The following is a 25135-nucleotide window of genomic DNA, read 5'->3' as shown; positions in this document are numbered from 1 at the left end:
TGATGAATGATTGCACTGTGCCATTGTTTTTTGTAGGGCGAGGCTTCACCATCCCTTGAAATTCCGTCTCTTTCATGGACTGAACGCCTTGGCGGTAAGTTTTATTCCCTATCGAATCCTTTGCTGGTGTTTATCGGCAATTTTATTGGCTGGCCTGATGCTTGGCGGGCTGCGTGCCGATTGGGATTTCTCGCAGATCAGCCGCAAGGCTACCGCCGTATACGGGCCGCTGGGCCAAGGCCAGCAGCGTATCGACGCCTGGCAACGGCTATTGGCGACTGAAAAACAGGTCAGCGAGTCGGAGCAGCTCAAGGTGGTTAACTTGTTCTTCAACAAGCAAATGACCTACGTCGAGGACATCGACCTCTGGCACGTCATCGACTATTGGGAGACACCCGTCGAAGCCCTTTGGAAGGGGGCCGGTGACTGCGAAGACTACGCGATCGCAAAGTATTTCAGTTTGCGTCATCTGGGTGTATCCAGCGACAAATTGCGCATCACCTATGTCAAGGCCTTGCGACAGAATCGTGCGCACATGGTCCTGACCTATTATTCAACCCCCGACGCCATCCCGCTGGTGCTCGACAGCCTGATGGACGAAATCCTGCCGGCTACCCGCCGCACCGATCTGGTCCCGGTGTACTCATTCAACGCCGAGGGCCTGTACTTGCCCGGCGCCAAGGGCAACAAGAAAGTCGGTGATACCAAACGCTTGTCGCGCTGGCAGGATGTGTTGAGAAAAATGCGTGCGGAAGGCTTTCCAGCCGAGCCTGCCAACTAGGAGTAACTGATCGGATGTCCCTGTTCAAACAACTATTGATCGCTATCTGTCTGTTCCTGGTGGTCGCCTTCAGCGGCAGCTTTATGGTCAGCCTGGAAAGCTCGCGCACCCAATACATCAACCAGCTGCGCTCCCATGCCCAGGATGCGGCGACGGCGCTGGCGCTGTCGCTGACCCCGAATATCGACGACCCGGCCATGGTGGAGCTGCTGGTCAGTTCGATCTTCGACAGCGGCTACTACGCCAGCATCCGCGTCGTGGACCTGGCCACCGACAAAACCATCGTCGAGCGCAGCGGTATTCCTGACAACAACGGAGTGCCCAACTGGTTCGTGAAGTTGATCGGCCTGGAGCCGGCAGGTGGCGATGCCCTGGTCAGCCGAGGCTGGGAGCAGGCGGCGCGGGTCGAGGTAGTCAGCCATCCGATGTTTGCCCTGGCCAAACTCTGGCAGAGCGCGTTGGGTAGCCTTGGCTGGTTGTTGCTGTGCGGCGCGGTGAGCGTGGTGCTAGGTGGGCTGTTGCTGCGCCGGCAATTGAAGCCGTTGGACTATATGGTCAAACAGTCCCATGCCATTGCCCGTCGGGAGTTCCTCAGCCTGCCTGATTTGCCGCGCACGCCGGAACTGCGTCGGGTGGTGCAGGCCATGAACCAGATGGTTGAAAAGCTCAAGGCGCTGTTCCAGGAACAGGCCGAACGTAGCGAAAAACTGCGCACCGAATCCTATCAGGACAACCTGACTGGCCTCGCCAATCGACGTTATTTCGAGATGCAACTCAACGCCCGCGTGAGTAACCCTGAAGAGACCAATTCCGGCTACCTGCTGTTGCTGCGGGTCAAGGACCTGGCGGGCCTCAACCAGCGTCTGGGCGGCCAGCGCACCGACCAGCTGCTGCAAGCGGTGGGCGAACAACTGCTGCGCCAGTGCGAGCCCTATCCGGAAACCCATAACCTCGTCACTCGTATCCGCGGCGGCGAGTTCGCCGTGCTGGCGCCGGGTTTGATGCGTGAGGAAGCGCTGCAATTGGCGCAAAACCTCGAAAGCACCTTGCTCAGCCTGCAAGCGACCGGTGCCAGCGATGTTACGCCGGTCGCCTATATCGGCCTGGCGCCGTTCAACCATGGCGACGCGCCCCAAACCCTGCTGACCCTGGCCGACCAGGCCCTGGCACAGGCGGAAGCGCAGGGTGACAGCAGTTGGGTATGCCTGGACCACAGCGCCGCCGCCAGCGTCGGTGACGATCATCATGCCTGGCACAGGTTGTTGGACCAGGCCCTGACCCAACAGCGCTTTGAGCTGTACTTCCAACCCGTCGTTGCCAGCCAGGACACACAGTTGGTCTTGCACTACAAGGTCCTGTCGCGCCTGCAGGACGAAGACGGCCACACAATACCGGCCGGGCGCTTCCTGCCCTGGTTGGAACGCTTTGGCTGGTCGGCCCGTCTGGACCGCCTGATGCTCGAGCAAGTACTCAAGCAGATGGCCAACCACAGCCATAACCTGGCGCTGAACCTCTCAGCCGCAACCTTGCAGGACACCCAGGCGCTGAACCGGATTTATGACTTGCTACGCCAGCACAGCAACCTGGGCCCGCGCCTCACTCTGGAGATCGGTGAAGAGCAACTGCCTGAACAGCACGTACTGGAACAGATGACCCAGCGCCTGCGCGAGTTGGGTTTCTCCCTGAGCCTGCAACGTTTCGGTGGGCGCTTCAGCATGATTGGCAACCTGGCGCGCCTGGGCCTGGCGTACTTGAAGATCGATGGCAGCTATATTCGCGCCATCGACCAGGAAAGTGACAAACGCCTGTTTATCGAAGCTATTCAGCGCGCAGCCCACAGCATCGATCTGCCGTTGATTGCCGAGCGTGTGGAGACCGAGGGCGAGTTGAAGGTGATTCGCGAGATGGGGATTTTTGGTGTGCAGGGTCAGCTGTTTGGCGAGCCTGCGCCCTGGAAATCACACTGACATCAGGACATTCAAATGTGGAAGGGGGCTTGCCCCCTCCCACATTTAAATAAGGGTTCGGCTCCAGGGCTCAGATAAGCCCTTTCTCGTCATCATCGATCAACTGGCTCAACCCACCCAACGCTTCCCGCGCGTGGCTACGGTCCATCAACTTGGCCTGGGCTGCCGGCGGCAGGTCGGTCACGCTGATTACTCCTTTGCGGGTCAGCACCTGGATCAAGTCATCCAGTACCCGGATCATCTCCAAGTCGCTCTGCTTGAGCTGTGCCAGGCTGGTTTCCACCACTTCGTTGGCGTACCAGGCCTGGATCTCATGGTGATCGGCCGGCAGGGTTTCGGTGGACTCGACAAAGGCGGTAGCCTCTACGCGAATCAGCGCGCCCAGCGCATCACGTTGCACGTAAAACATAAGAACCCCTCGAATATGAGCCACATGCGTTCAACAGCATAGGCCAACGCTGCGTGTATGGGCGTGAGTATGCGACGCACCGTCCGCCAGGGCCAGCGGCCCATGAGGCAAAAAAATCGGCCGCCTGGGAAGGCGGCCGATCAATTGCGTCTTAGCTATGGTCGATCTTGATGGTTGGGTCGGCGCCAGTGATCAGCGAGTTGATGCTGACATGGGACCAATCATTGCCTTCCAGCTTGATTGTCACATCGGCATTGGCCACGCCACCGGCAGCGTTGAGCTTGCCTTCACTGCTGACTTGCAGGGTCGACACGCCATCTACCGTAGTGATCTTCAGGTAATTGTCGATGGTGCTATCGGTCTCACCTTTCAACAAGTCACGCAGATCAATCCGGTCGCCTTCCGAAGCCTTGAAGTCCTTGATCACATCGTTGCCGATGTCACCGGCTTTCCACACAAAGGTGTCGGCACCCGAACCACCGATCAAAATGTCGTTGCCCTGGCCGCCAATCAACGTGTCGTTGCCGGTACCGCCCAGCAGGATGTCATTGCCTTTGCCGCCGTCCAGGAGGTCGTTGCCGCCCTGGCCGAACAGGATGTCATCGCCAGCGCCGCCCAGCAGGGTGTCGTTGGCATCCTTGGCGCCGGACACATCGAAGTCCACGTAGTGCTCGGTCACGTACTGGTGAACGTTGGAGGCGGTCACCGAAGAGACGGTTACGCCGGTCTTCTGCGCCACGAACGCCTGCAGTGCGTTGTAACCCTCACCGTTGATCCCGCTGAAGCTCACCAGGTCGCCGAAGAGGATGTCGTTGCCATCGCCCCCGATGACGGTGTCTGCGCCAGGCAACGTCGCCTCGGTGTGGCCGAGGATCGCGTTGGCCAGGTCCTTCGGATCGATATTGGCTTGCGGTTTGCCATCGCTGTCGTACGGCGCCAACTGATTCAGGCTGACCCCGCTGTTGAGGCCGATGGCTTCTACGCCACCTGTGGACAGGCCTTTGAGCAGTGCGAACGCGCTGTTGGAGTTGAGGGTGGTGGAGTAGTCGGTATCGTACCCGAGGCCGCCTTGTACCGATATTTCATAGGTGCCATCCCCTTGGGCATGGATTGTTCCCGGGTTGGACTGCCCCCAGCCCCACCAGTTGTTGGTCCACAGGGTTACCTTGCCAACAGAGTCGATATCAATTAAGTGATTCGAGTCGATGTTGATCCGGGTGGCGGTACCTATGGTGTAGTTGTTCATGGTGACAACATCATCGAGCCTGACGTTGCCGTACAAGTACGGGTTGGTCTGCTCGGCCCCCTGGTAAAACGTCGGCTGACCATCGGTGATGAAGTACGTTGTATTGATCGCGCCAGTGTTGCCAGTCGCCTGGGCACTTTTGAAGAAGTTGGACGCGGCCTTGAACACGTCTTCGTAGTTGGTCCCGCCGGTAGATACCATGGAATCCAGGACTTTCTGCAGCGAATTCAGCGCGCCTGGGTCTTTCAGGTCGACTGTCACCGTGCGATTGACCTGGTCACTGAAGTCCGCCAGGAAGATATTCACGGTGCCAGAGGTGCTGGAGCCGATACTGTTTTTCAGCGAGTTGAACGTGGTGGTCAGCGAGGCTTTCGCCGCTGCTATTGAGGCCGAGCCCATACTGCCCGATGTATCGATCATGAACGCAATGTTGTAGTTCTTGCCTTGCACCACGTTCAGGCCGCCGACATCGGCCACGACGATGTCGTTGCCATCGGTGCCGTTGATGGTGTCGCTGCCCGAGGTGCCGGTAACCGGGTTATAGGTCGCCGGGTGCACCGTGACGGGCAATTGCGCGGTGGTGGTGGCCGAACCACCGATGCTTTCGGTGGAGGTCGAAGTGACCGTCAGGTTGAACTGGCCGCTGTAGTAGGTCGGCGGCTTGATGGTCAGGGTGCCCAGGTCCCAGCCGGTGACGTTGACTTCGCCCGTGGCCTTGCTCGCGGTGAAGGTGTGCCCCGACGCGTCGGTGAGTACCGAGCCTGCCGGGATGCCACTGATCTTCACACTCAGGGTTTCCGAACCGTCGGTGTCGGTCAGCGCCGTGGTGACCTTGGACAGCTTCACGGTGCCGTTTTCCTGGCCTTCGTTGAGCTTGTAGCCCACGTAGTAACCGTCGCCGTTGCTGCCATGCAGGTCGGACACGGTGACACCGGCGTTGGTCAGGTCGGTGATGCCGGTGTACAGCGGCACGGTGCTGGTGCTCAAGTTCTGCACAGCCCCGCCGTTGACCGACAGGTTGACGTCAAAACTGCCAGGCCCAGCCTGGTTGGCCTGGTAGATCTCAAGGCTGTAATAGCCGCTGACCGATGGCGTGAACGAGCCGCTGAACTTGCCGCTGTTGGTGCCCCACAGTCCGCTGGCAATGTCTTTACCGCCAACGTTGACCACTACGCTGTCATCGGCGATGCCGCTGAAGGTGTAGCTCTTGCCGGCTTCCATGTAGATCAGGCCGGAAATCTTGGAGCCAGAGCCAGCATTGACGTTATCGACGGATTCGACATTGGTCACCACAGAAGTGCTGTTCGGTGTACCGGCGTTATCGATGGCTTTTTTCAGTACGTCTGGCGCAGCGCCGTTGCCGTTGTTGCCGAGGCCGGCAATGCTGTTCCAGCCCTGTTTGACCAGGCCGGTCGAGGCGACGTTGTTATCGGCCACGTTCAGGGTCGGTGCGTCGGCCACCGGGGTGATATCGACTTTCACCGTAGCTGTCGTACCCAGGTCCTTGCCGTCGCTAGGCTGGAACTTGAACTGCGCGTAATCGGCCTGTTTGTTGCCAATGCCGGTGCCGCCATAACCATCGGCGCCTGATTCGTTGGCGTTAGGCATAAAGCGCAACTGGCCGCCGTCGATCTGGGCCTTGGTGAAGGTCTGGCCGCTGGACACGTTGGTCCAGGTGCTGCCGTCCGCCGCCAGGAACTGCAGTTTGCCGGCTACCGGCAGTTCGGTGATTTTCACGCTAAGGCTGGCTTGTGGCGAGTCCACATCGGTCACGCCGAAGTTGGCCCAGGTCAAGGCCAGCGCGGTGTCTTCCGTACCGGTCACGGCACCGCCGGTGGCCACTGGCGCATCGTTAACGGCCACCACGTTGACGGTGGTGGTCGCGACGTTGGAGTAGTTGCCACCATCGGTCACGCTCACGGTAATCGTGCGTGGCGTGGTGCTTGGGTCATGGCTGTTATTGGTGAACGTGATGTTCTTGATCTGCTGCATGTAGTCGGCCAGCGACGCCGTGCCGGTCAGGGTCAAGGTGATTTTGCCGGTGACAGGGTCGGTGCTCGGGGTCACGTTGATGCCCGTCACGCCGCTGAAGTTCAGCGAGTCGCCTGGCTGGCTGTTGGTCAGTACCACGGTGGCGCCGGTCAGCTGCGTGCTGTCCGGGTCGGTGATCTTGACGTCTGTGTCAGCAATCGACACGCCAGTGCCGCCTTCGGTGAAGGTGGTTTTGAAGTCAGCTCCGATGGCGCCGCTGGAGTTGTTGGCATCCAGGTCGATGACCGGCGGCGCATCGTTGTCGATGATATCGGTGCTGACGCTGCCATTGCCCACCACCAGGTTTTCGAAGTTGCCCCCGGTGGCCTTGTCGATGGTGATGACGATCTTTTCCGTTGGCTCGGTGATCTTGTCGTCGAGTGTGCGGATATCAAACGGCACGCTGCTGGAGCCGGCCGGGATCTTCACGGTGTACACGCCGTTGAAGTCCGAACCGTCGGTGGCGGTGCCGCTGTACTTGAGCGTCACGGTTACGTCGGTCAGCGGCGGGTTGCTCAGCGTCAGGGTGTAGTGTGCCGTGCCGCCTTCAGTCACCGACGCGTCGCCGGTGATGCCGATGGTGGTGTTGTTGACTACATCCGTCACCTTGGTGACCACGGTGCTGCCATCGAGGATCAAGTGTTCGTACTTGTCGCCACCGCTGACCACGCCGGTGATTTTGGTGGTGACGTCATTGGCGCCGACATACGCATCGTTAGGCGCGGTTGCGGTGATGAAGCTGGTGGACTTGCCATTGCCGATGGTGATGGTCGAGCCGTTATCCAGCCTTACCACCAGGTCGGAGCCAACGTTGTTCACAGCCACGCCGTTCTTGTCGACCAGGGACGCGGTATAGACGATCTGCCCGCCCTCGCTGACCGAGCCAGTGGCCTTGAGTACAACGGTCACGTCATCGATGGTGTCGTTGATCGTGGTGGTCGCGCCGCCCGGGGTGATGCTTACACCCTCGAAATTACCGCCAGTAGTGCCGGTGATCTTGACGGTCTGGGTGCTCTTGTCGATGAACACATCATCGGTAGGTGCAGGGACGGTGACAGTGCCCGCGGTTGCACCCTGCTTGATGGTGATGCTGGAACCGTTATCGAGCTGGACCACCATGTCGCTGCCGGCCTTGTTGCTCAAGGTCGCGGTGTAAGTGATCTGGCCACCTTCGTTGACGGCCGTCGGGGCGGTCAAGGTGACGGTGGTCAGATCGGTGGAGCCCGGGGTGTCGGTCACGGTGGTGCTCACCGCAGTCGTGCCTGGCACCAGATTTTCAAAATGTTCGCTGCCGGTCACGCCTTTGATTGCCGTGGTGACGGTCTGGTCGCCCTTGTAGACATCATTTGGCGCGACGGTGGTGATTGTGCCGCTGGACTGGTTAACGCCGATAGTGATGGTCTTGCCGTTATCCAGGGTGACGGTGAGCGGGTTGGTGATGTTAGTCACCGGCACGCCGTTTTTATCCACAAGGCTGGCGGTATAGACGATATTGCCGCCTTCGCCGACAGTGGTGGTGGCGGTCAGAACCACATCGACCTTATCGATGGTGTCGTTGATCGTGGTGGTTGCGCCGTTGCCTGCAACTTCCAACTTCTCGAAGTTGCCGCCAGTGGTTTCGGTGATCTTGACCGTCTGGGTGCTCTTGTCGATGAACACATCATCGGTCGGTGCAGGTACGGTCACGGTGCCGACGGTGTCGCCAGCCTTGATGGTGATCGAAGAGCCGTTGTCCAGCTTCAAGGTGACGTCGGTACCGGCCTTATTGCTCAAGGTCGCGGTGTAGGTGATCTGGCCGCCTTCGTTGACGGCGTTTGGCGCAGTCAGCGTAACCGTCGTGGTGTTATCGGTACCCGGTGTATCCGTAACGGTGGTGTTGACCGCCGTAGTACCCGGTACCAGATTTTCGAAATGCTCGCCGCCAGTCACGCCTTTGATGGCGGTGGTGACGGTTTGGTCGCCTTTGTACACATCATCCGGAGCAACAACCGAGACAGAACCGCTGCTTTGGTTCACGCCGATAGTGATGGTCTTGCCGTTATCCAGGGTGACGGTGAGCGGGTTGGTAATGTTAGTCACCGGCACGCCGTTTTTATCCACAAGGCTGGCGGTGTAGACGATATTGCCGCCTTCGCCGACAGTAGATGTGGCGGTGAGCACCACATCGACCTTGTCGATGGTGTCGTTGATCGTGGTGGTTGCGCCGTTGCCTGCAACTTCTAACTTCTCAAAGTTGCCGCCAGAAGCGTCAGTGATTTTGACGGTCTGGGTGCTCTTATCGATGAACACGTCATCGGTAGGCGCCGGGACGGTCACGGTGCCGACGGTGTCGCCTGCTTTGATGGTGATCGACGAGCCGTTATCCAGCTTCAACGTGACGTCAGTACCGGCCTTGTTGCTCAAGGTGGCGGTGTAGGTGATCTGGCCACCTTCGTTGACAGCGCTTGGTGCAGTCAGCGTGACAGTCGTGGTGTTGTCGGTGCCCGGGGTGTCAGTCACAGTCGTGGTGACTTTATCGGTCCCTGGAACCAGATTTTCGAAATGCTCGCCGCCAGTCACGCCTTTGATGGCGGTGGTGACGGTCTGATCACCCTTGTAGACGTCATCCGGCGCCAAGACCGAAACAGTGCCGCTCGACTGATTCACGCCGATAGTGATGGACTGGCCGTTATCGAGAGTGACCGTCAGCGGGTTGGTAATGTTAGTCACCGGCACGCCGTTTTTATCCACAAGGCTGGCGGTGTAAACGATATTGCCGCCTTCGCCGACAGTGGATGTGGCGGTGAGCACCACATCGACCTTGTCGATGGTGTCGTTGATCGTGGTCGTCGCGCCGTTGCCTGCAACTTCCAACTTCTCAAAGTTGCCGCCAGAAGCGTCAGTGATCTTGACGGTCTGGGTGCTCTTGTCGATGAACACGTCATCGGTAGGCGCCGGTACGGTCACGGTGCCGACAGTGTCGCCCGCCTTGATCGTGATGCTCGAGCCGTTGTCCAGCTTCAAGGTGACGTCGGTGCCGGCCTTGTTGCTCAAGGTGGCGGTGTAGGTGATCTGTCCACCTTCGTTTGCCTCAGACGGAGCCGTCAGGGTCACGGTGGTGGTGTTGTCGGTACCCGGTGTGTCAGTCACTGTCGTGGTGACTTTATCGGTACCTGGAACCAGATTTTCGAAATGCTCGCCGCCAGTGACACCTTTGATCGCAGTGGTGACGGTCTGGTCACCTTTGTACACATCATCCGGTGCCACAACCGAGACAGAACCGCTGCTTTGGTTCACGCCGATAGTGATGGTCTTGCCGTTATCCAGGGTAACGGTGAGCGGGTTGGTGATGTTAGTCACCGGCACGCCGTTTTTGTCCACAAGGCTGGCGGTGTAGACGATATTGCCGCCTTCGCCGACAGTCGTGGTGGCGGTCAGAACCACGTCCACCTTGTCGATGGTGTCGTTGATCGTGGTGGTTGCGCCGTTGCCTGCGACTTCCAATTTTTCGAAGTTGCCGCCAGTGGTCTCAGTGATCTGGACCGTCTGGGTGCTCTTATCGATGAACACGTCATCGGTGGGTGCAGGGACGGTCACGGTGCCGACGGTGTCGCCAGCCTTGATGGTGATGCTTGAGCCGTTATCGAGTTTGAGCGTTACGTCAGTGCCTGCTTTGTTGGAAAGCGTGGCGGTGTACGTAATTTGACCACCTTCGTTAACGGCGCTCGGCGCAGTCAACGTGACCGTCGTGGTGTTGTCAGTGCCCGGAGTATCCGTAACGGTGGTGTTCACCGCGGTAGTGCCAGGGACCAGGTTTTCGAAATGCTCGCCGCCGGTCACGCCTTTAATGGCGGTGGTGACGGTTTGGTCACCTTTGTACACATCATCCGGTGCCACAACCGAGACAGAACCGCTGCTTTGGTTCACGTCGATAGTGATGGTCTTGCCGTTATCCAGGGTAACGGTGAGCGGGTTGGTGATGTTAGTCACCGGCACGCCGTTTTTGTCCACAAGGCTGGCGGTGTAAACAATATTGCCGCCTTCACCGACAGTGGATGTGGCGGTGAGCACCACATCTACCTTGTCGATGGTGTCGTTGATCGTGGTCGTCGCGCCGTTGCCTGCAACTTCCAACTTCTCAAAGTTACCGCCAGTGGTTTCGGTGATCTTGACAATCTGGGTGCTCTTATCGATGAACACGTCATCGGTGGGCGCTGGGACGGTCACGGTGCCGACGGTGTCGCCAGCCTTGATGGTGATCGAAGAGCCGTTGTCCAGCTTCAAGGTGACGTCGGTACCGGCCTTATTGCTCAAGGTCGCGGTGTAGGTGATCTGGCCGCCTTCGTTGACGGCGTTTGGCGCAGTCAGCGTAACCGTCGTGGTGTTATCGGTACCCGGTGTATCCGTAACGGTGGTGTTGACCGCCGTAGTACCCGGTACCAGATTTTCGAAATGCTCGCCGCCAGTCACGCCTTTGATGGCGGTGGTGACGGTTTGGTCGCCTTTGTACACATCATCCGGAGCAACAACCGAGACAGAACCGCTGCTTTGGTTCACGCCGATAGTGATGGTCTTGCCGTTGTCCAGGGTGACGGTCAGCGGGTTGGTGATGTTAGTCACCGGCACGCCGTTTTTATCCACAAGGCTGGCGGTGTAAACGATATTGCCGCCTTCGCCGACGGTGGTGGTTGCACTCAGGACCACATCGACCTTGTCGATGGTGTCGTTGATGGTGGTGGTTGCGCCGTTGCCTGCAACTTCCAACTTCTCGAAGTTGCCGCCAGAAGCGTCAGTGATCTTGACGGTCTGGGTGCTCTTGTCGATGAACACGTCATCGGTCGGTGCAGGGACCGTCACAGTGCCGACGGTGTCACCGGCCTTGATGGTGATGCTCGAACCGTTGTCGAGTTTCAGCGTTACATCAGTGCCCGCTTTATTGGAGAGCGTAGCGGTATAGGTGATCTGGCCGCCTTCGTTAACGGTATTTGGCGCAGTCAGCGTCACGGTAGTGGTGTTATCGGTGCCTGGGGTGTCAGTCACAGTCGTCGTGACTTTATCGGTCCCCGGAACCAGATTTTCGAAATGCTCGCCGCCAGTGACGCCTTTGATGGTGGTGGTGACGGTTTGGTCGCCTTTGTAGACATCATCTGGCGCCAAGACGGAAACAGTGCCGCTCGACTGGTTCACGCCGATGGTAATGCTCTGGCCGTTATCCAGAGTGACGGTCAGCGGGTTGGTGATGTTAGTCACCGGCGCGCCGTTTTTATCCACAAGGCTGGCGGTGTAAACGATGTTGCCGCCTTCGCCCACGGTGGTGGTGGCGGTCAGCACCACATCGACCTTGTCGATGGTGTCGTTGATCGTGGTAGTCGCGCCGTTGCCTGCAACTTCCAACTTCTCGAAGTTACCGCCAGTGGTCTCAGTGATCTGGACGGTCTGGGTACTCTTGTCGACGAACACGTCATCGGTAGGCGCCGGAACAGTCACCGTTCCAACGGTATCGCCGGCCTTGATGGTGATCGACGAACCGTTATCCAACTTCAAGGTGACGTCAGTACCGGCCTTGTTGCTCAAGGTCGCGGTGTAGGTGATCTGGCCACCTTCGTTCACCGCGCTAGGCGCGGTCAGCGTGACAGTCGTGGTGTTATCAGTATCGGGAGTATCGGTAACGGTGGTGTTAACCGCCGCAGTACCTGGAACCAGATTTTCAAAGTGTTCGCCGCCGGTTACGCCTTTGATAGCGGTAGTGACGGTTTGATCGCCTTTGTACACATCATCTGGCGCCAAGACGGAAACACTGCCGCTCGACTGATTCACGCCGATGGTAATGCTCTGGCCGTTATCCAGAGTGACAGTCAATGGATTGGTGATGTTAGTCACCGGCACGCCGTTTTTATCCACAAGGCTGGCGGTGTAAACGATATTGCCGCCTTCGCCGACGGTGGTGGTTGCACTCAGGACCACATCGACCTTGTCGATGGTGTCGTTGATGGTGGTGGTTGCGCCGTTGCCTGCAACTTCTAACTTCTCAAAGTTGCCGCCAGAAGCGTCAGTGATCTTGACGGTCTGGGTGCTCTTGTCGATGAACACGTCATCGGTCGGTGCAGGGACGGTCACGGTGCCGACAGTGTCGCCCGCCTTGATCGTGATGCTCGAACCATTGTCGAGTTTTAGCGTGACGTCAGTGCCTGCTTTGTTGGAAAGCGTGGCGGTGTACGTAATTTGACCACCTTCGTTAACGGCACTCGGCGCAGTCAGCGTCACGGTAGTGGTGTTATCGGTGCCTGGGGTGTCAGTCACAGTCGTGGTGACTTTATCGGCCCCTGGAACCAGGTTCTCAAAGTGCTCGCCGCCGGTCACGCCTTTGATGGCGGTGGTGACGGTTTGATCGCCTTTGTAGACGTCATCAGGTGCAACAACCGAAACGCTAGCGCTCGATTCGTTAACACCGATGGTGATGGTCTTTCCGTTATCCAGGGTGACAGTCAGTGGGTTGGTGATGTTAGTCACCGGCGCGCCGTTCTTATCCACAAGGCTGGCGGTGTAGACGATGTTGCCGCCTTCGCCGACGGTGGTGGTAGCGGTCAGAACCACATCGACCTTATCGATGGTGTCGTTGATCGTGGTGGTCGCACCGTTGCCTGCCACTTCCAGTTTCTCGAAGTTGCCACCAGAAGCGTCAGTGATCTTGACGGTCTGGGTGCTCTTGTCGATGAACACGTCATCGGTCGGTGCAGGGACGGTCACGGTGCCGACAGTGTCGCCCGCCTTGATCGTGATGCTCGAGCCGTTGTCCAGCTTCAAGGTGACGTCGGTACCGGCCTTGTTGCTCAAGGTCGCGGTGTAGGTGATCTGGCCACCTTCGTTAACAGCACTTGGTGCAGTCAACGTCACCGTCGTCGTGTTATCGGTACCCGGAGTATCGGTGACGGTGGTGTTCACCGCCGCAGTACCTGGAACCAGATTTTCAAAGTGTTCGCCGCCGGTTACGTCTTTGATAGCGGTAGTGACGGTTTGGTCGCCTTTGTAGACATCATCTGGCGCCAAGACGGAAACAGTGCCGCTGGATTCGTTAACACCGATGGTGATGGTCTTTCCGTTGTCCAGGGTGACGGTGAGCGGGTTGGTGATGTTAGTCACCGGCGCGCCGTTTTTATCCACAAGGCTGGCGGTGTAAACAATATTGCCGCCTTCGCCGACAGTGGATGTGGCGGTGAGCACCACATCGACCTTGTCGATGGTGTCGTTGATGGTGGTGGTCGCGCCGTTGCCTGCAACTTCCAACTTCTCGAAGTTGCCGCCAGAAGCGTCAGTGATCTTGACGGTCTGGGTGCTCTTGTCGATGAACACGTCATCGGTCGGTGCAGGGACGGTCACGGTGCCGACAGTGTCGCCCGCCTTGATCGTGATGCTCGAGCCGTTGTCCAGCTTCAAGGTGACGTCGGTACCGGCCTTGTTGCTCAAGGTCGCGGTGTAGGTGATCTGGCCACCTTCGTTAACAGCACTTGGTGCAGTCAACGTCACCGTCGTCGTGTTATCGGTACCCGGAGTATCGGTGACGGTGGTGTTCACCGCCGCAGTACCTGGAACCAGATTTTCAAAGTGTTCGCCGCCGGTTACGTCTTTGATAGCGGTAGTGACGGTTTGATCGCCTTTGTACACATCATCTGGCGCCAAGACGGAAACACTGCCGCTCGACTGATTCACACCGATGGTAATGCTCTGGCCGTTATCCAGAGTGACTGTCAGCGGGTTGGTGATGTTAGTCACCGGCACGCCGTTTTTATCCACAAGGCTGGCGGTGTAAACGATATTGCCGCCTTCGCCGACGGTGGTGGTTGCACTCAGGACCACATCGACCTTGTCGATGGTGTCGTTGATGGTGGTGGTCGCGCCGTTACCTGCAACTTCCAGTTTCTCGAAGTTGCCACCAGAAGCGTCAGTGATCTTGACGGTCTGGGTGCTCTTGTCGATGAACACGTCATCGGTCGGTGCAGGGACGGTCACGGTGCCGACAGTGTCGCCCGCCTTGATCGTGATGCTCGAGCCGTTGTCCAGCTTCAAGGTGACGTCGGTACCGGCCTTGTTGCTCAAGGTCGCGGTGTAGGTGATCTGGCCGCCTTCGTTAACGGCGTTTGGCGCAGTCAGCGTGACAGTCGTGGTGTTGTCAGTGCCCGGGGTATCTGTAACGGTGGTGTTAACCGCCGCAGTACCTGGAACCAGATTTTCAAAGTGTTCGCCGCCGGTTACGTCTTTGATAGCGGTAGTGACGGTCTGATCGCCTTTGTACACATCATCCGGTGCCACAACCGAGATAGAACCGCTGGATTGGTTCACGCCAATAGTGATGGACTGGCCGTTATCGAGAGTGACGGTCAGCGGGTTGGTGATGTTAGTCACCGGCGCGCCGTTTTTGTCCACAAGGCTGGCGGTGTAGACGATATTGCCGCCTTCGCCGACAGTCGTGGTAGCGGTCAGAACCACATCGACCTTATCGATGGTGTCGTTGATCGTGGTGGTCGCACCGTTGCCTGCCACTTCCAGTTTTTCGAAGTTGCCGCCAGTGGTCTCAGTGATCTGGACGGTCTGGGTGCTCTTGTCGATGAACACGTCATCGGTCGGTGCAGGGACGGTCACGGTGCCGACAGTGTCGCCCGCCTTGATCGTGATGCTCGAGCCGTTGTCCAGCTTCAAGGTGACGTCGGTACCGGCCTTGTTGCTCAAGGTCGCGGTGTAGGTGATCTGGCCACCTTCGTTAACAGCACTTGGTGCAGTCAACGTCACCGTCGTCGTGTTATCGGTACCCGGAGTATCGGTGACGGTGGTGTTCACCGCCGCAGTACCTGGAACCAGATTTTCAAAGTGTTCGCCGCCGGTTACGTCTTTGATAGCGGTGGTGACGGTTTGGTCGCCTTTGTACACATCATCCGGAGCCACAACAGTAGCGGTGCCGCTCGACTGGTTCACACCAATGGTGATGGTCTGGCCATTATCCAAAGTGACGGTCAGCGGGTTGGTGATGTTAGCCACCGGCGCGCCGTTTTTATCCACAAGGCTGGCGGTGTAGACGATGTTGCCGCCTTCGCCGACGGTGGTGGTTGCACTCAGGACCACATCGACCTTGTCGATGGTGTCGTTGATGGTGGTGGTCGCGCCGTTACCTGCAACTTCCAGTTTCTCGAAGTTGCCACCAGAAGCGTCAGTGATCTTGACGGTCTGGGTGCTCTTGTCGATGAACACGTCATCGGTCGGTGCAGGGACGGTCACGGTGCCGACAGTGTCGCCCGCCTTGATCGTGATGCTCGAGCCGTTGTCCAGCTTCAAGGTGACGTCGGTGCCGGCCTTGTTGCTCAAGGTGGCGGTGTAGGTGATCTGGCCACCTTCGTTAACAGCGCTTGGTGCAGTCAGTGTGACGGTGGTGGTGTTATCGGTACCCGGAGTGTCAGTCACAGTTGTGGTGACTTTATCAGTCCCTGGGACCAAGTTCTCAAAGTGCTCGCCGCCAGCCACGCCTTTGATGGTGGTGGTGACGGTTTGGTCGCCTTTGTAGACGTCATCTGGCGCCAAGACCGAAACAGTGCCGCTCGACTGATTCACGCCGATGGTAATGCTCTGGCCGTTATCCAAGGTTACGGTCAGCGGGTTGGTGATGTTGGTCACCGGTGCGCCGTTTTTATCCACAAGGCTGGCGGTGTAAACGATATTGCCGCCTTCGCCGACAGTCGTGGTAGCGCTCAGAACCACATCGACCTTGTCGATGGTGTCGTTGATCGTGGTGGTTGCGCCGTTGCCTGCAACTTCCAACTTCTCGAAGTTACCGCCAGTGGTCTCAGTGATCTGGACGGTCTGGGTACTCTTGTCGACGAACACGTCATCGGTAGGCGCCGGAACAGTCACCGTTCCAACGGTATCGCCGGCCTTGATGGTGATCGACGAACCGTTATCCAACTTCAAGGTGACGTCGGTACCGGCCTTGTTGCTCAAGGTCGCGGTGTAGGTGATCTGGCCACCTTCGTTAACGGCATTTGGCGCAGTCAACGTGACAGTCGTGGTGTTGTCGGTGCCTGGAGTATCAGTCACAGTCGTAGTGACTTTGTCGGTCCCTGGAACCAAATTCTCGAAGTGCTCACCGCCAGTGACGCCTGTGATAGCGGTGGTGACGGTTTGGTCGCCTTTGTACACATCATCCGGAGCCACAACAGTAGCGGTGCCGCTCGACTGGTTCACACCAATGGTGATGGTCTGGCCATTATCCAAAGTGACGGTCAGCGGGTTGGTGATGTTAGCCACCGGCGCGCCGTTTTTATCCACAAGGCTGGCGGTGTAGACGATGTTGCCGCCTTCGCCCACGGTGGTGGTGGCGGTCAGCACCACATCGACCTTGTCGATGGTGTCGTTGATCGTGGTAGTCGCGCCGTTGCCTGCAACTTCCAACTTCTCGAAGTTACCGCCAGTGGTCTCAGTGATCTGGACGGTCTGGGTACTCTTGTCGACGAACACGTCATCGGTAGGCGCCGGAACAGTCACCGTTCCAACGGTATCGCCGGCCTTGATGGTGATCGACGAACCGTTATCCAACTTCAAGGTGACGTCAGTACCGGCCTTGTTGCTCAAGGTCGCGGTGTAGGTGATCTGGCCACCTTCGTTCACCGCGCTAGGCGCGGTCAGCGTGACAGTCGTGGTGTTATCAGTATCGGGAGTATCGGTAACGGTGGTGTTAACCGCCGCAGTACCTGGAACCAGATTTTCAAAGTGTTCGCCGCCGGTTACGCCTTTGATAGCGGTAGTGACGGTTTGATCGCCTTTGTACACATCATCTGGCGCCAAGACGGAAACACTGCCGCTCGACTGATTCACGCCGATGGTAATGCTCTGGCCGTTATCCAGAGTGACAGTCAATGGATTGGTGATGTTAGTCACCGGCACGCCGTTTTTATCCACAAGGCTGGCGGTGTAGACGATATTGCCGCCTTCGCCGACAGTCGTGGTAGCGCTCAGAACCACATCGACCTTGTCGATGGTGTCATTGATCGTCGTGGTTGCGCCGTTGCCTGCCACTTCCAATTTTTCGAAGTTGCCGCCAGTAGTCTCGGTAATCTGGACGGTCTGGGTGCTCTTATCGATGAACACGTCATCGGTCGGTGCAGGCACAGTCACGGTGCCCACGGTATCGCCCGCTTTAATGGTGATCGACGAGCCGTTGTCGAGTTTCAACGTTACGTCAGTGCCCGCTTTATTGGAAAGCGTAGCGGTATACGTAACCTGTCCACCCTCGTTCGCCTCGGTCGGTGCCGTCAGCGTCACGGTGGTGGTGTCGATCGAATCAGTAACCGTAGTGACCGCCGGTGTGGTACTCGGTACCAGGCTTTCAAAATTGCCGCCGGTCGCGCCGGTGATGGTCGTGCTGATGGTGCTGCCATTGACGTAGACGTCATTGGGTGGCGTGTCCACGACCACGCTGCCGACGGACTCGCCCGCCTTGATAGTGATCACCGAGCCATTGCTCAAGGTGACAGTTACAGGCGTCTGCGCCGGGTTGGTCAAGGTCGCGGTGTAGGTGATCTGCCCGCCTTCGGTCACGGTTTCGCCAGCGGTCAGCGTGACGGTGGTGGTATCGACCGAATCAGTAATGGTGGTGACCGCAGGCGTGGTGCTCGGCACCAGGTTTTCAAAATTGCCGCCGGTTGCACCGGTAATGGTGGTGCTGACGGTCGAACCATTGTTGTAGACGTCGTTCGCCGCAGTATCGACAACCACGGTGCCCGCCGACTCGCCGGCCTTGATGGTGATCACCGAGCCATTGCTCAAGGTGACGGTGACAGGAGTTTGCGCCGGGTTGGTCAGGGTGGCGGTGTAGGTGATCTGGCCGCCTTCAGTGACGTTGCCGTCGGCTGTCAGGGTAACGGTGGTGGTGTCGACCGAATCAGTAATGGTGGTGACTGCAGGCGTGGTGCTCGGCACCAGGTTTTCGAAATTGCCGCCGGTTGCACCGGTAATGGTGGTGCTGACGGTCGAACCATTGTTGTAGACGTCGTTAGCCGGGGTATCGACCACCACGGTGCCCGTTGACTCGCCCGCCTTGATGGTAATCACCGAGCCATTGCTCAAGGTCACGGTGACAGGCGTTTGTGCCGGATTGGTCAGGGTTGCGGTGTAGGTGATCTGTCCACCTTCGGTCACGGTTTCGCCAGCGGTCAGCGTGACGGTGGTGGTGTCGACCGAATCGGTAATGGTTGTGATCGCAGGCGTCGTGCTCGGCACCAGGTTTTCGAAGTTGCCGCCGGTTGCACCGGTAATGGTGGTGCTGACAGTCGAACCGTTGTTGTAGACGTCGTTCGCCGGGGTGTCGACCACCACAGTGCCCGTCGATTCACCCGCCTTGATGGTGATCACCGAGCCATTGCTCAAGGTGACGGTGACAGGCGTCTGCGCCGGGTTGGTCAAGGTGGCGGTGTAGGTGATCTGCCCACCTTCGGTCACCGTATCGCCTGCGGTCAGCGTCACGGTGGTGGTGTCGATGGTGTCGGTGATCTGCGTCACGGCCGGGTTAGGGTCGAGGGTCAACACCAGGTTGCCGCCGCCGCTGGTACCGGTAACGCTGACGCTGATCTGGCTTGGATCGATGTAGGGGCTGTCGTTGGGGGCCAGGGGCACATTAACGGTGCCGGTCAGTTGGCCGGACGGGATGGTGATCACCGCGCCATTGGACAAGGTCACGGTCAGGTCGCTGGTGGAGGGCCGCGTAACGGTGGCGGTATAGGTCAGCACACCGCCGGCTTCGGTGATGGTGGGGGTTGCGCTCAGGGACAGGGTCGCGGGCTGCAGCGCCAAGCCGGAATCAGCAGTACCTGGTGCGCCGGCCAACGCGTTGAGTGTCGAGGTGCCCTGGCCGAGAGGGCCGGTTGGGAAGCCGATGGTCGGGTCGACACGGCCGGCGGTAGCGTCCAGCACCACGAAGCTGTGACCACCCCCCGCGGCGCCATTACCGGCAGCGGTTGCACCTGCGGCCGTGGCTTCCAGATCGGTGGTCGGGTCGGCACCGGCGGCGATGGCTTGTTGCAGCTCGGCCACCGACGGCGCAGCCTGCTCCGTGGCAGCGGCCAGGTCGACGCTGGAGTCCGGTAGATCGGCGCTCCACTGAGTGTCCCGGCCCAGGTCCAGGATACGGCCGTCGGCCAGTTCCAGGCTCACTGCGCCCGACATGCCAGTGTCGACCTGGTCGCCTGCGAACAAGCGATCACCTTCAATAAGGACGCGACGAGTGCCTTCCGGAGAAATAACGAAAACTTGACCAACAATGCTTTTGACGATGGCAACAACACTGCTCATTAAAATTTTCTCCGGCGATTCGTTCGAAATTCCATTTTGCAGCGCGCAATTAGGGCTGCCAATTGGAGGACGTAGTCTATAAAGCGATTGACGTCAAATATTTGGCTAGATTTTTTAGTGATCTAGTTTGTGCCAAACTATTGACCTTATGGCCGCCATCCTAAACAATCGCTTCCGTAATGTCACATTGATATTTAAGCGGCGAACCGTCCTACATGTGTGAAGCAGTTCCGTTTTTTGAACTTTCCGACGTACGGTCATTACGGTAGCCATTATCCGACGCAGCGGTGCTAATCGCTGTGATTTGAGACAAGAAGTCTTGGGGAAATTTTTAAATGCGCCTGCACCTGTTCAAGGCAATTCCGTTCGTTCTCGCCGCCAGTTTCGTACAAGCCCAGACGCTGCCCCAAGCCATGCAACAGGCCTTGGATGTGCACCCGGAAATCCAGGCAGGTGTTAACAGCCGCATCGCTGCTGACTATCAACTGCGCGCCGCACAAGGTGGCTACCTGCCGCGAGTCGACCTGAACGCCGGCTATGGCCGCCAAGGGACCGACAACGCCACCTCCCGCGCCAACAACCCCAGCGGCAACCACTGGGACACGCTCAACCGCGGCGAATCCAGCCTGCGCCTGCAGCAAATGATTTTTGACGGTTTCGCCACCTCCAGCGAAGTCGGGCGTCAACAAGCCAACGTTAATGCCCGTGCCTACTCCTTGCTGGGTACGTCCGAGCGTACGGCGTTGACAGTTGCCCAGGTCTACCTGGAAGTGTTGACCCGCCGTGAGTTCGTGCGCCTGGCTGAAGACAACCTGCGCAATCACGAACGCATCTACGATCAGATCAAGTTGCGCACCCAGCGCGGCGTCGGCAACGGTGCCGACCAGGACCAAGCCGAAGCGCGCCTGGCCCAGGCCCGCAACAACCTGATCACCGAGCAGACCAACCTGGCAGACGCGCAAACCAACTACCTCAGCGCCGTCGGCCAGATGCCCGACCAGCTCGAGCGCCCGGCGCCGTTCATGGCCATGCTGCCGGCGGACCTGAATGAAGCCCGTCGCCAGATGCTCGACAACAGCCCTGTCCTGCGTTCGGCCGAGTCGGATATCTCCGCCGCCGAAAAACAGTACGAAGCCGCCAAATCCAGCTTCTACCCACGCTTTGACGCTGAGCTTGGCACCAACGCCGACAACAACGTCTCCGGTGATCCGAACCACAGCAACGGCTGGGAAGCCATGGTGCGCATGCGCTTCAACCTGTTCGCCGGCGGTAGCAACAAGGCCGACCTGCAATCGAAGTCCTACCAGGCCAACCAGGCCCTGGATATCCGCAACAACGCCTTGCGCCAACTCAATGAAGAGCTAGGCTTGGCCTGGAACGCGTTGAACAACGCCAATGCGCAATTGCCAGTGGCTCAGCAATATGTGGACCATAGCTCCCGTGTACGCACCTCCTACCAGCAACAGTTCAGCCTCGGTCAACGCACCCTGCTGGATTTGCTCGACAGCGAAAATGAATTGTTCACCGCTTCCCGCCGCCTGGAAGAAATCAAGAACATTCAGTTATTTACTCAGTATCGAATCAAGGCGACCATGGGTGAATTGCTCAAGAGCCAGGGAGTGGTCGCACCAATGGCTTCCGTCGTACAGAACGACGTGAAACCTAAAGTCCAACTGCCTGGGATGAATTGAGCCACCCCAATAGCCCCATCTGTTAGTCGAGAGTGCACCGCGTGGAACCTGAAAGCAGTCGAGTTCATCTCAGTCATGATCCACGCGCCCTGCATGACGACCCGTTGCTCGACGGGCTGTTGGCGCTCTGCGCCCTGCATCAGAAACCGGCCAGCGCGGCCATGCTCACTACCGGCCTGCCGCTGCCCTCGCAACGCTTGAGCGCCGAGTTGTTGCCGCGTGCCGCTGCACGGGCCGGGCTGCAAGGCCGGCTGCTGCAACGCAAGCTGGAGCAGATCCCCACGATTGCATTGCCGGCGCTGCTGTTGCTCAAGGACGGTCGCAGTACCGTGCTGGTCGGCTGGGAAGGCGAGGATGAAGCACGGATCCTGCTCAGCGAAAGCGACGGCGGCGAAGTGCTGATCAAACGCGAAGCATTGGTCGACGATTACATCGGCAAGGTCTTCTTCGCCCAGCCGCAACACAAATTCGACGTCAACCACGGCAGCCTGATTCCACGGGCGCGGTCGTGGTTCCGTGACACCCTCATGCGTTCGCGCTGGCTCTACACCGACGCCATCGCCGCCAGTTTCCTGATCAACATCATCGCCATGGCTGCGCCGCTGTTCGTGATGAACGTATACGACCGCGTCGTGCCGAACCAGGCCACCGCCACCCTGTGGGTGCTGGCCGTGGGCATCTGCGGCGCGTACCTGTTCGACCTTGTCCTCAAGAGTCTGCGCAGCCTGTGCCTGGACCTGGCCGGCAAGAAAACCGACTTGATCATCTCGGCCACGCTGTTCGAACGCATCGTCGGCATGTCCATGAAGTACCGCCCGGCACGGGTCGGCAGCTTCGCCCAGAACATCCATGAGTTTCAAAGCCTGCGCGACTTCCTTGCGTCGCTGACCCTCACCAGCCTGATCGACCTGCCGTTTACCTTGCTGATCTTCCTGGTGATCGCCATCCTCGGCGGGCATCTGGTGTGGGTGCCGGTGCTGGCGTTCCCGCTTGCCCTGGGCATCGGCTATGCCCTGCAAAAGCCCTTGGTGGCAACCATGGAACGCACCATGGCCCTGGCTGCCGAGCGCCAGTCGAGCCTGATCGAGACCCTCGCCGGGCTCGATGCGGTCAAGGTCAACAATGCCGAGAGCGAGCGCCAATACGGCTGGGAACAGACCATCGGTACCCTGAGCCGGCTGGAGCTGCGGGTGAAGTTGCTGTCGGGCCTGTCGATGAACATGACCCTGCTGATCCAGCAATTGGCCGGCGTGATCATGATCGTGTTCGGCGTGTACCAGATCATCGACGGCAACCTCAGCATGGGCGGCCTGATTGCCTGCTACATGCTCAGTGGCCGCGCCCTGAGCCCGCTGGCGTCGCTGTCGGGCCTGCTGACGCGCTACCAGCAAGCCAAGGTCACCATGACCTCGGTGGACCAGATGATGGAGCTGCCCCAGGAGCGCAATTTCGACGAGCGCCCCATGAGCCGCCGTACCCTGCAAGGCGCCATCGAGTGCCGGGGCCTGAATTTCACCTACCCGAACCAACAGAACCCGGCGCTGAAAAACATCAACCTGGTGATCAAGCCCGGGGAAAAAATCGGCATCATCGGCCGCAGCGGCTCGGGCAAAAGCTCCCTGGCCAAATTGATCGTCGGCCTGTACCAGCCCGACTCCGGCGCCCTGCTGGTGGACGGCGTGGACGTACGCCAGATCGACGTCAGCGAACTGCGCCACAACATTGGCTACGTTGCCCAAGACATCCAATTGCTCGCCGGCACCTTGCGCGACAACCTGGTATCGGGGGCGCGCTACGTCGAGGACGAAATGGTCCTGCAAGCCGCCGAACTGGCCGGCGTGCACGAATTCGCCCGCCTGCACCCCCAAGGTTACGAGCTGCAAGTCGGCGAGCGTGGGCAGAACTTGTCCGGCGGCCAGCGCCAGAACGTCGCCCTGGCCCGAGCGCTGCTGCTCAACCCGCCCATGCTGCTGCTGGATGAGCCCACCAGCGCCATGGACAACACCGGTGAAGAACGCTTGAAGCAACGCCTGCAGGCCGTGGTGCAAAACAAGACCGTGGTTCTGGTCACGCACCGCGCCTCACTGCTCTCCCTGGTGGACCGCCTGCTGGTGGTCGACCGTGGACAGATTCTCGCGGACGGCCCGAAAGCCGTGGTCATGGAAGCGTTGAAAAAGGGGCAGATCAGTGTTGCTTAACTCCATCAAGAGTGCGGTCGGGCGCTATTTCAAAGGTTCCGACTCGCTGCAGGGTCAGCCCTTGCCCGAGGTCAACAAAGCCCTGATCGAAGATGCGCCGCGGGTCATCCGCCTGACCATCTGGGCGATCATCGGGTTCTTCGTGTTCCTGGTGGTGTGGGCAGGGTTTTCCCAGATCGACGAGGTGACCCGTGGCGACGGCAAGGCGATTCCGTCGTCCAAGTTGCAGAAAATCCAGAACCTGGAAGGCGGTATCGTCGCCGAGCTGTACGTCAAGGAAGGCCAGATCGTCGAAGCCGGTGCGCCATTGATCCGCCTCGACGATACGCGGTTTGTCTCCAACGCTGGGGAAACCGAAGCCCTGCGCCTGGCCATGCAACTGCGCGTGGAGCGCCTCAGTGCCCAGGTGGATGATCGCCCGCTGACCATCCCCGACGACGTGCTCAAGGCCGCGCCGAGCCAGGCCGCCAACGAGCGCTCCCTGTATGAAAGCCGGCGCCAGCAATTGAAAGACGAAGTCGGCGGCTTGCAGGAGCAACTGGTACAGCGCCAGCAAGAACTGCGCGAGTTCACCTCCAAGCAGGGCCAGTACCGCAGCCAGTTGTCCCTGCAACGCCAGGAAATCAACATGTCCGAGCCGCTGGTGGCCCAGGGCGCGGTGTCCCCGGTGGAAGTGCTGCGCCTCAAGCGCGCCGAAATGGAAACCCGCGGCCAGTTGGACGCCACCACCCTGGCGATCCCTCGCGCCGAGTCGGCGATCAAGGAAGTGCAGCGCAAGATCGACGAAACCCGCGGCAAATTCCGCAGTGAAGCCCTGACCCAGCTCAACGAAGCCCGTACCGAGCTGAACAAGGCCGAATCCACCGGTCGCGCCCTGGAAGACCGCGTCAGTCGCACCCTGGTTACCTCGCCGGTACGTGGGATCGTCAAGCAGCTGTTGGTCAACACCGTCGGTGGCGTCATCCAACCAGGCAGCGACATGGTCGAAATCGTGCCGTTGAACGACACCTTGCTGGTGGAAGCCAAGATCCGTCCGCAAGACATCGCCTTCCTGCACCCAGGGCAGGAAGCGGTGGTCAAGTTTACTGCCTATGACTACACCATTTACGGCGGCCTCAAGGCCAAGCTCGAACGCATCGGTGCCGACACCATCACCGATGAAGACAAGAAAACCACCTATTACATGATCACCCTGCGCACCGACCGCAGCCACCTGGGCACCGATGAGAAGCCGCTGCTGATCATCCCGGGCATGGTTGCCTCGGTGGACATCATCACCGGCAAGAAAAGCATCCTCAGTTACCTGCTCAAGCCAATCATCAAGGCGCGGGCCGAGGCGTTGCACGAGCGGTAGATCTCCAGCGCCTGTGCCGGCCTCATCGGGGGCAAGCCCCCTCCCACATTTGACTGCGTTCACAATTCAAGTGTGGGAGGGGGCTTGCCCCCGATAGGGCCATCAGCATCACCTTGGAGCCCGAGCCATCTGCGCCGCAAGCTGTACCGC

General features: G+C 59.1%; 7 protein-coding genes and 1 pseudogene. 5 read left to right on the top strand and 3 right to left on the bottom strand.

What is annotated here, in order from left to right; translation table 11 throughout:
* Positions 1–157: 157 nt before the first annotated feature.
* Together lapG and lapD are read left to right on the top strand one after the other, a co-directional pair.
* Positions 158–781 (top strand): cysteine protease LapG, encoded by a 624-nt coding sequence (gene lapG / locus NMB39_RS28045; RefSeq protein WP_225924429.1) that lies wholly within the window; start codon positions 158–160, stop codon positions 779–781.
* A 14-nt stretch (positions 782–795) separates the two neighbouring features.
* Complete coding sequence (lapD, locus tag NMB39_RS28040) at positions 796–2748, top strand: cyclic di-GMP receptor LapD (protein WP_494339770.1); 1953 nt, start codon at positions 796–798, stop codon at positions 2746–2748.
* A 70-nt stretch (positions 2749–2818) separates the two neighbouring features.
* On the opposite strand, the gene NMB39_RS28035 is transcribed toward lapD, so the two are convergent.
* The 3 genes and pseudogenes from NMB39_RS28035 to NMB39_RS28025 form a co-directional block, all read right to left on the bottom strand.
* Complete coding sequence (locus NMB39_RS28035) at positions 2819–3157, bottom strand: hypothetical protein (protein ID WP_057025710.1); 339 nt, start codon at positions 3155–3157, stop codon at positions 2819–2821.
* Positions 3158–3308: 151 nt separating this feature from the next.
* Positions 3309–19181, bottom strand: coding sequence for a LapA family giant adhesin (locus NMB39_RS28030; RefSeq protein ID WP_494343375.1), 15873 nt, complete (start codon positions 19179–19181; stop codon positions 3309–3311).
* 122 nt (positions 19182–19303) lie between these two features.
* Positions 19304–19742 (bottom strand): annotated as a pseudogene (locus tag NMB39_RS28025) (retention module-containing protein); the annotation flags it as partial.
* A gap of 335 nt (positions 19743–20077) precedes the next feature.
* Between NMB39_RS28025 and NMB39_RS28020 the strand changes: the two are divergent.
* The 3 genes from NMB39_RS28020 to NMB39_RS28010 are packed head-to-tail and all read left to right on the top strand — an operon-like array spanning position 20078 to position 24985.
* Positions 20078–21433: a TolC family outer membrane protein gene (locus NMB39_RS28020; RefSeq protein ID WP_046070313.1), complete on the top strand. Its 1356-nt coding sequence runs from the start codon at positions 20078–20080 to the stop codon at positions 21431–21433.
* A 41-nt stretch (positions 21434–21474) separates the two neighbouring features.
* A complete protein-coding gene (locus NMB39_RS28015) occupies positions 21475–23631 on the top strand; it encodes a type I secretion system permease/ATPase (RefSeq protein WP_057025722.1) in 2157 nt (718 codons plus the stop codon).
* Entirely contained in the window at positions 23621–24985 is a 1365-nt protein-coding gene (locus NMB39_RS28010) for an HlyD family type I secretion periplasmic adaptor subunit (protein WP_198721300.1), read from the top strand. The genes NMB39_RS28015 and NMB39_RS28010 overlap by 11 nt, the downstream gene beginning before the upstream one ends.
* The last annotated feature ends 150 nt before the right edge of the window (positions 24986–25135 follow it).

The sequence above is a fragment of the Pseudomonas sp. FBCC-B545 genome (genome assembly GCF_059134095.1).
This window is presented reverse-complemented; position numbering and strand designations above follow the sequence as displayed.

Bases quoted from the DNA above. Each gene is read 5' to 3' on its own strand.
- lapG (WP_225924429.1), top strand. From the start codon at position 158: ATGCTTGGCGGGCTGCGTGCCGATTGGGATTTCTCGCAGATCAGCCGC.
- lapD (WP_494339770.1), top strand. From the start codon at position 796: ATGTCCCTGTTCAAACAACTATTGATCGCTATCTGTCTGTTCCTGGTG.
- NMB39_RS28035 (WP_057025710.1), bottom strand. From the start codon at position 3,157: ATGTTTTACGTGCAACGTGATGCGCTGGGCGCGCTGATTCGCGTAGAG.
- NMB39_RS28020 (WP_046070313.1), top strand. From the start codon at position 20,078: ATGCGCCTGCACCTGTTCAAGGCAATTCCGTTCGTTCTCGCCGCCAGT.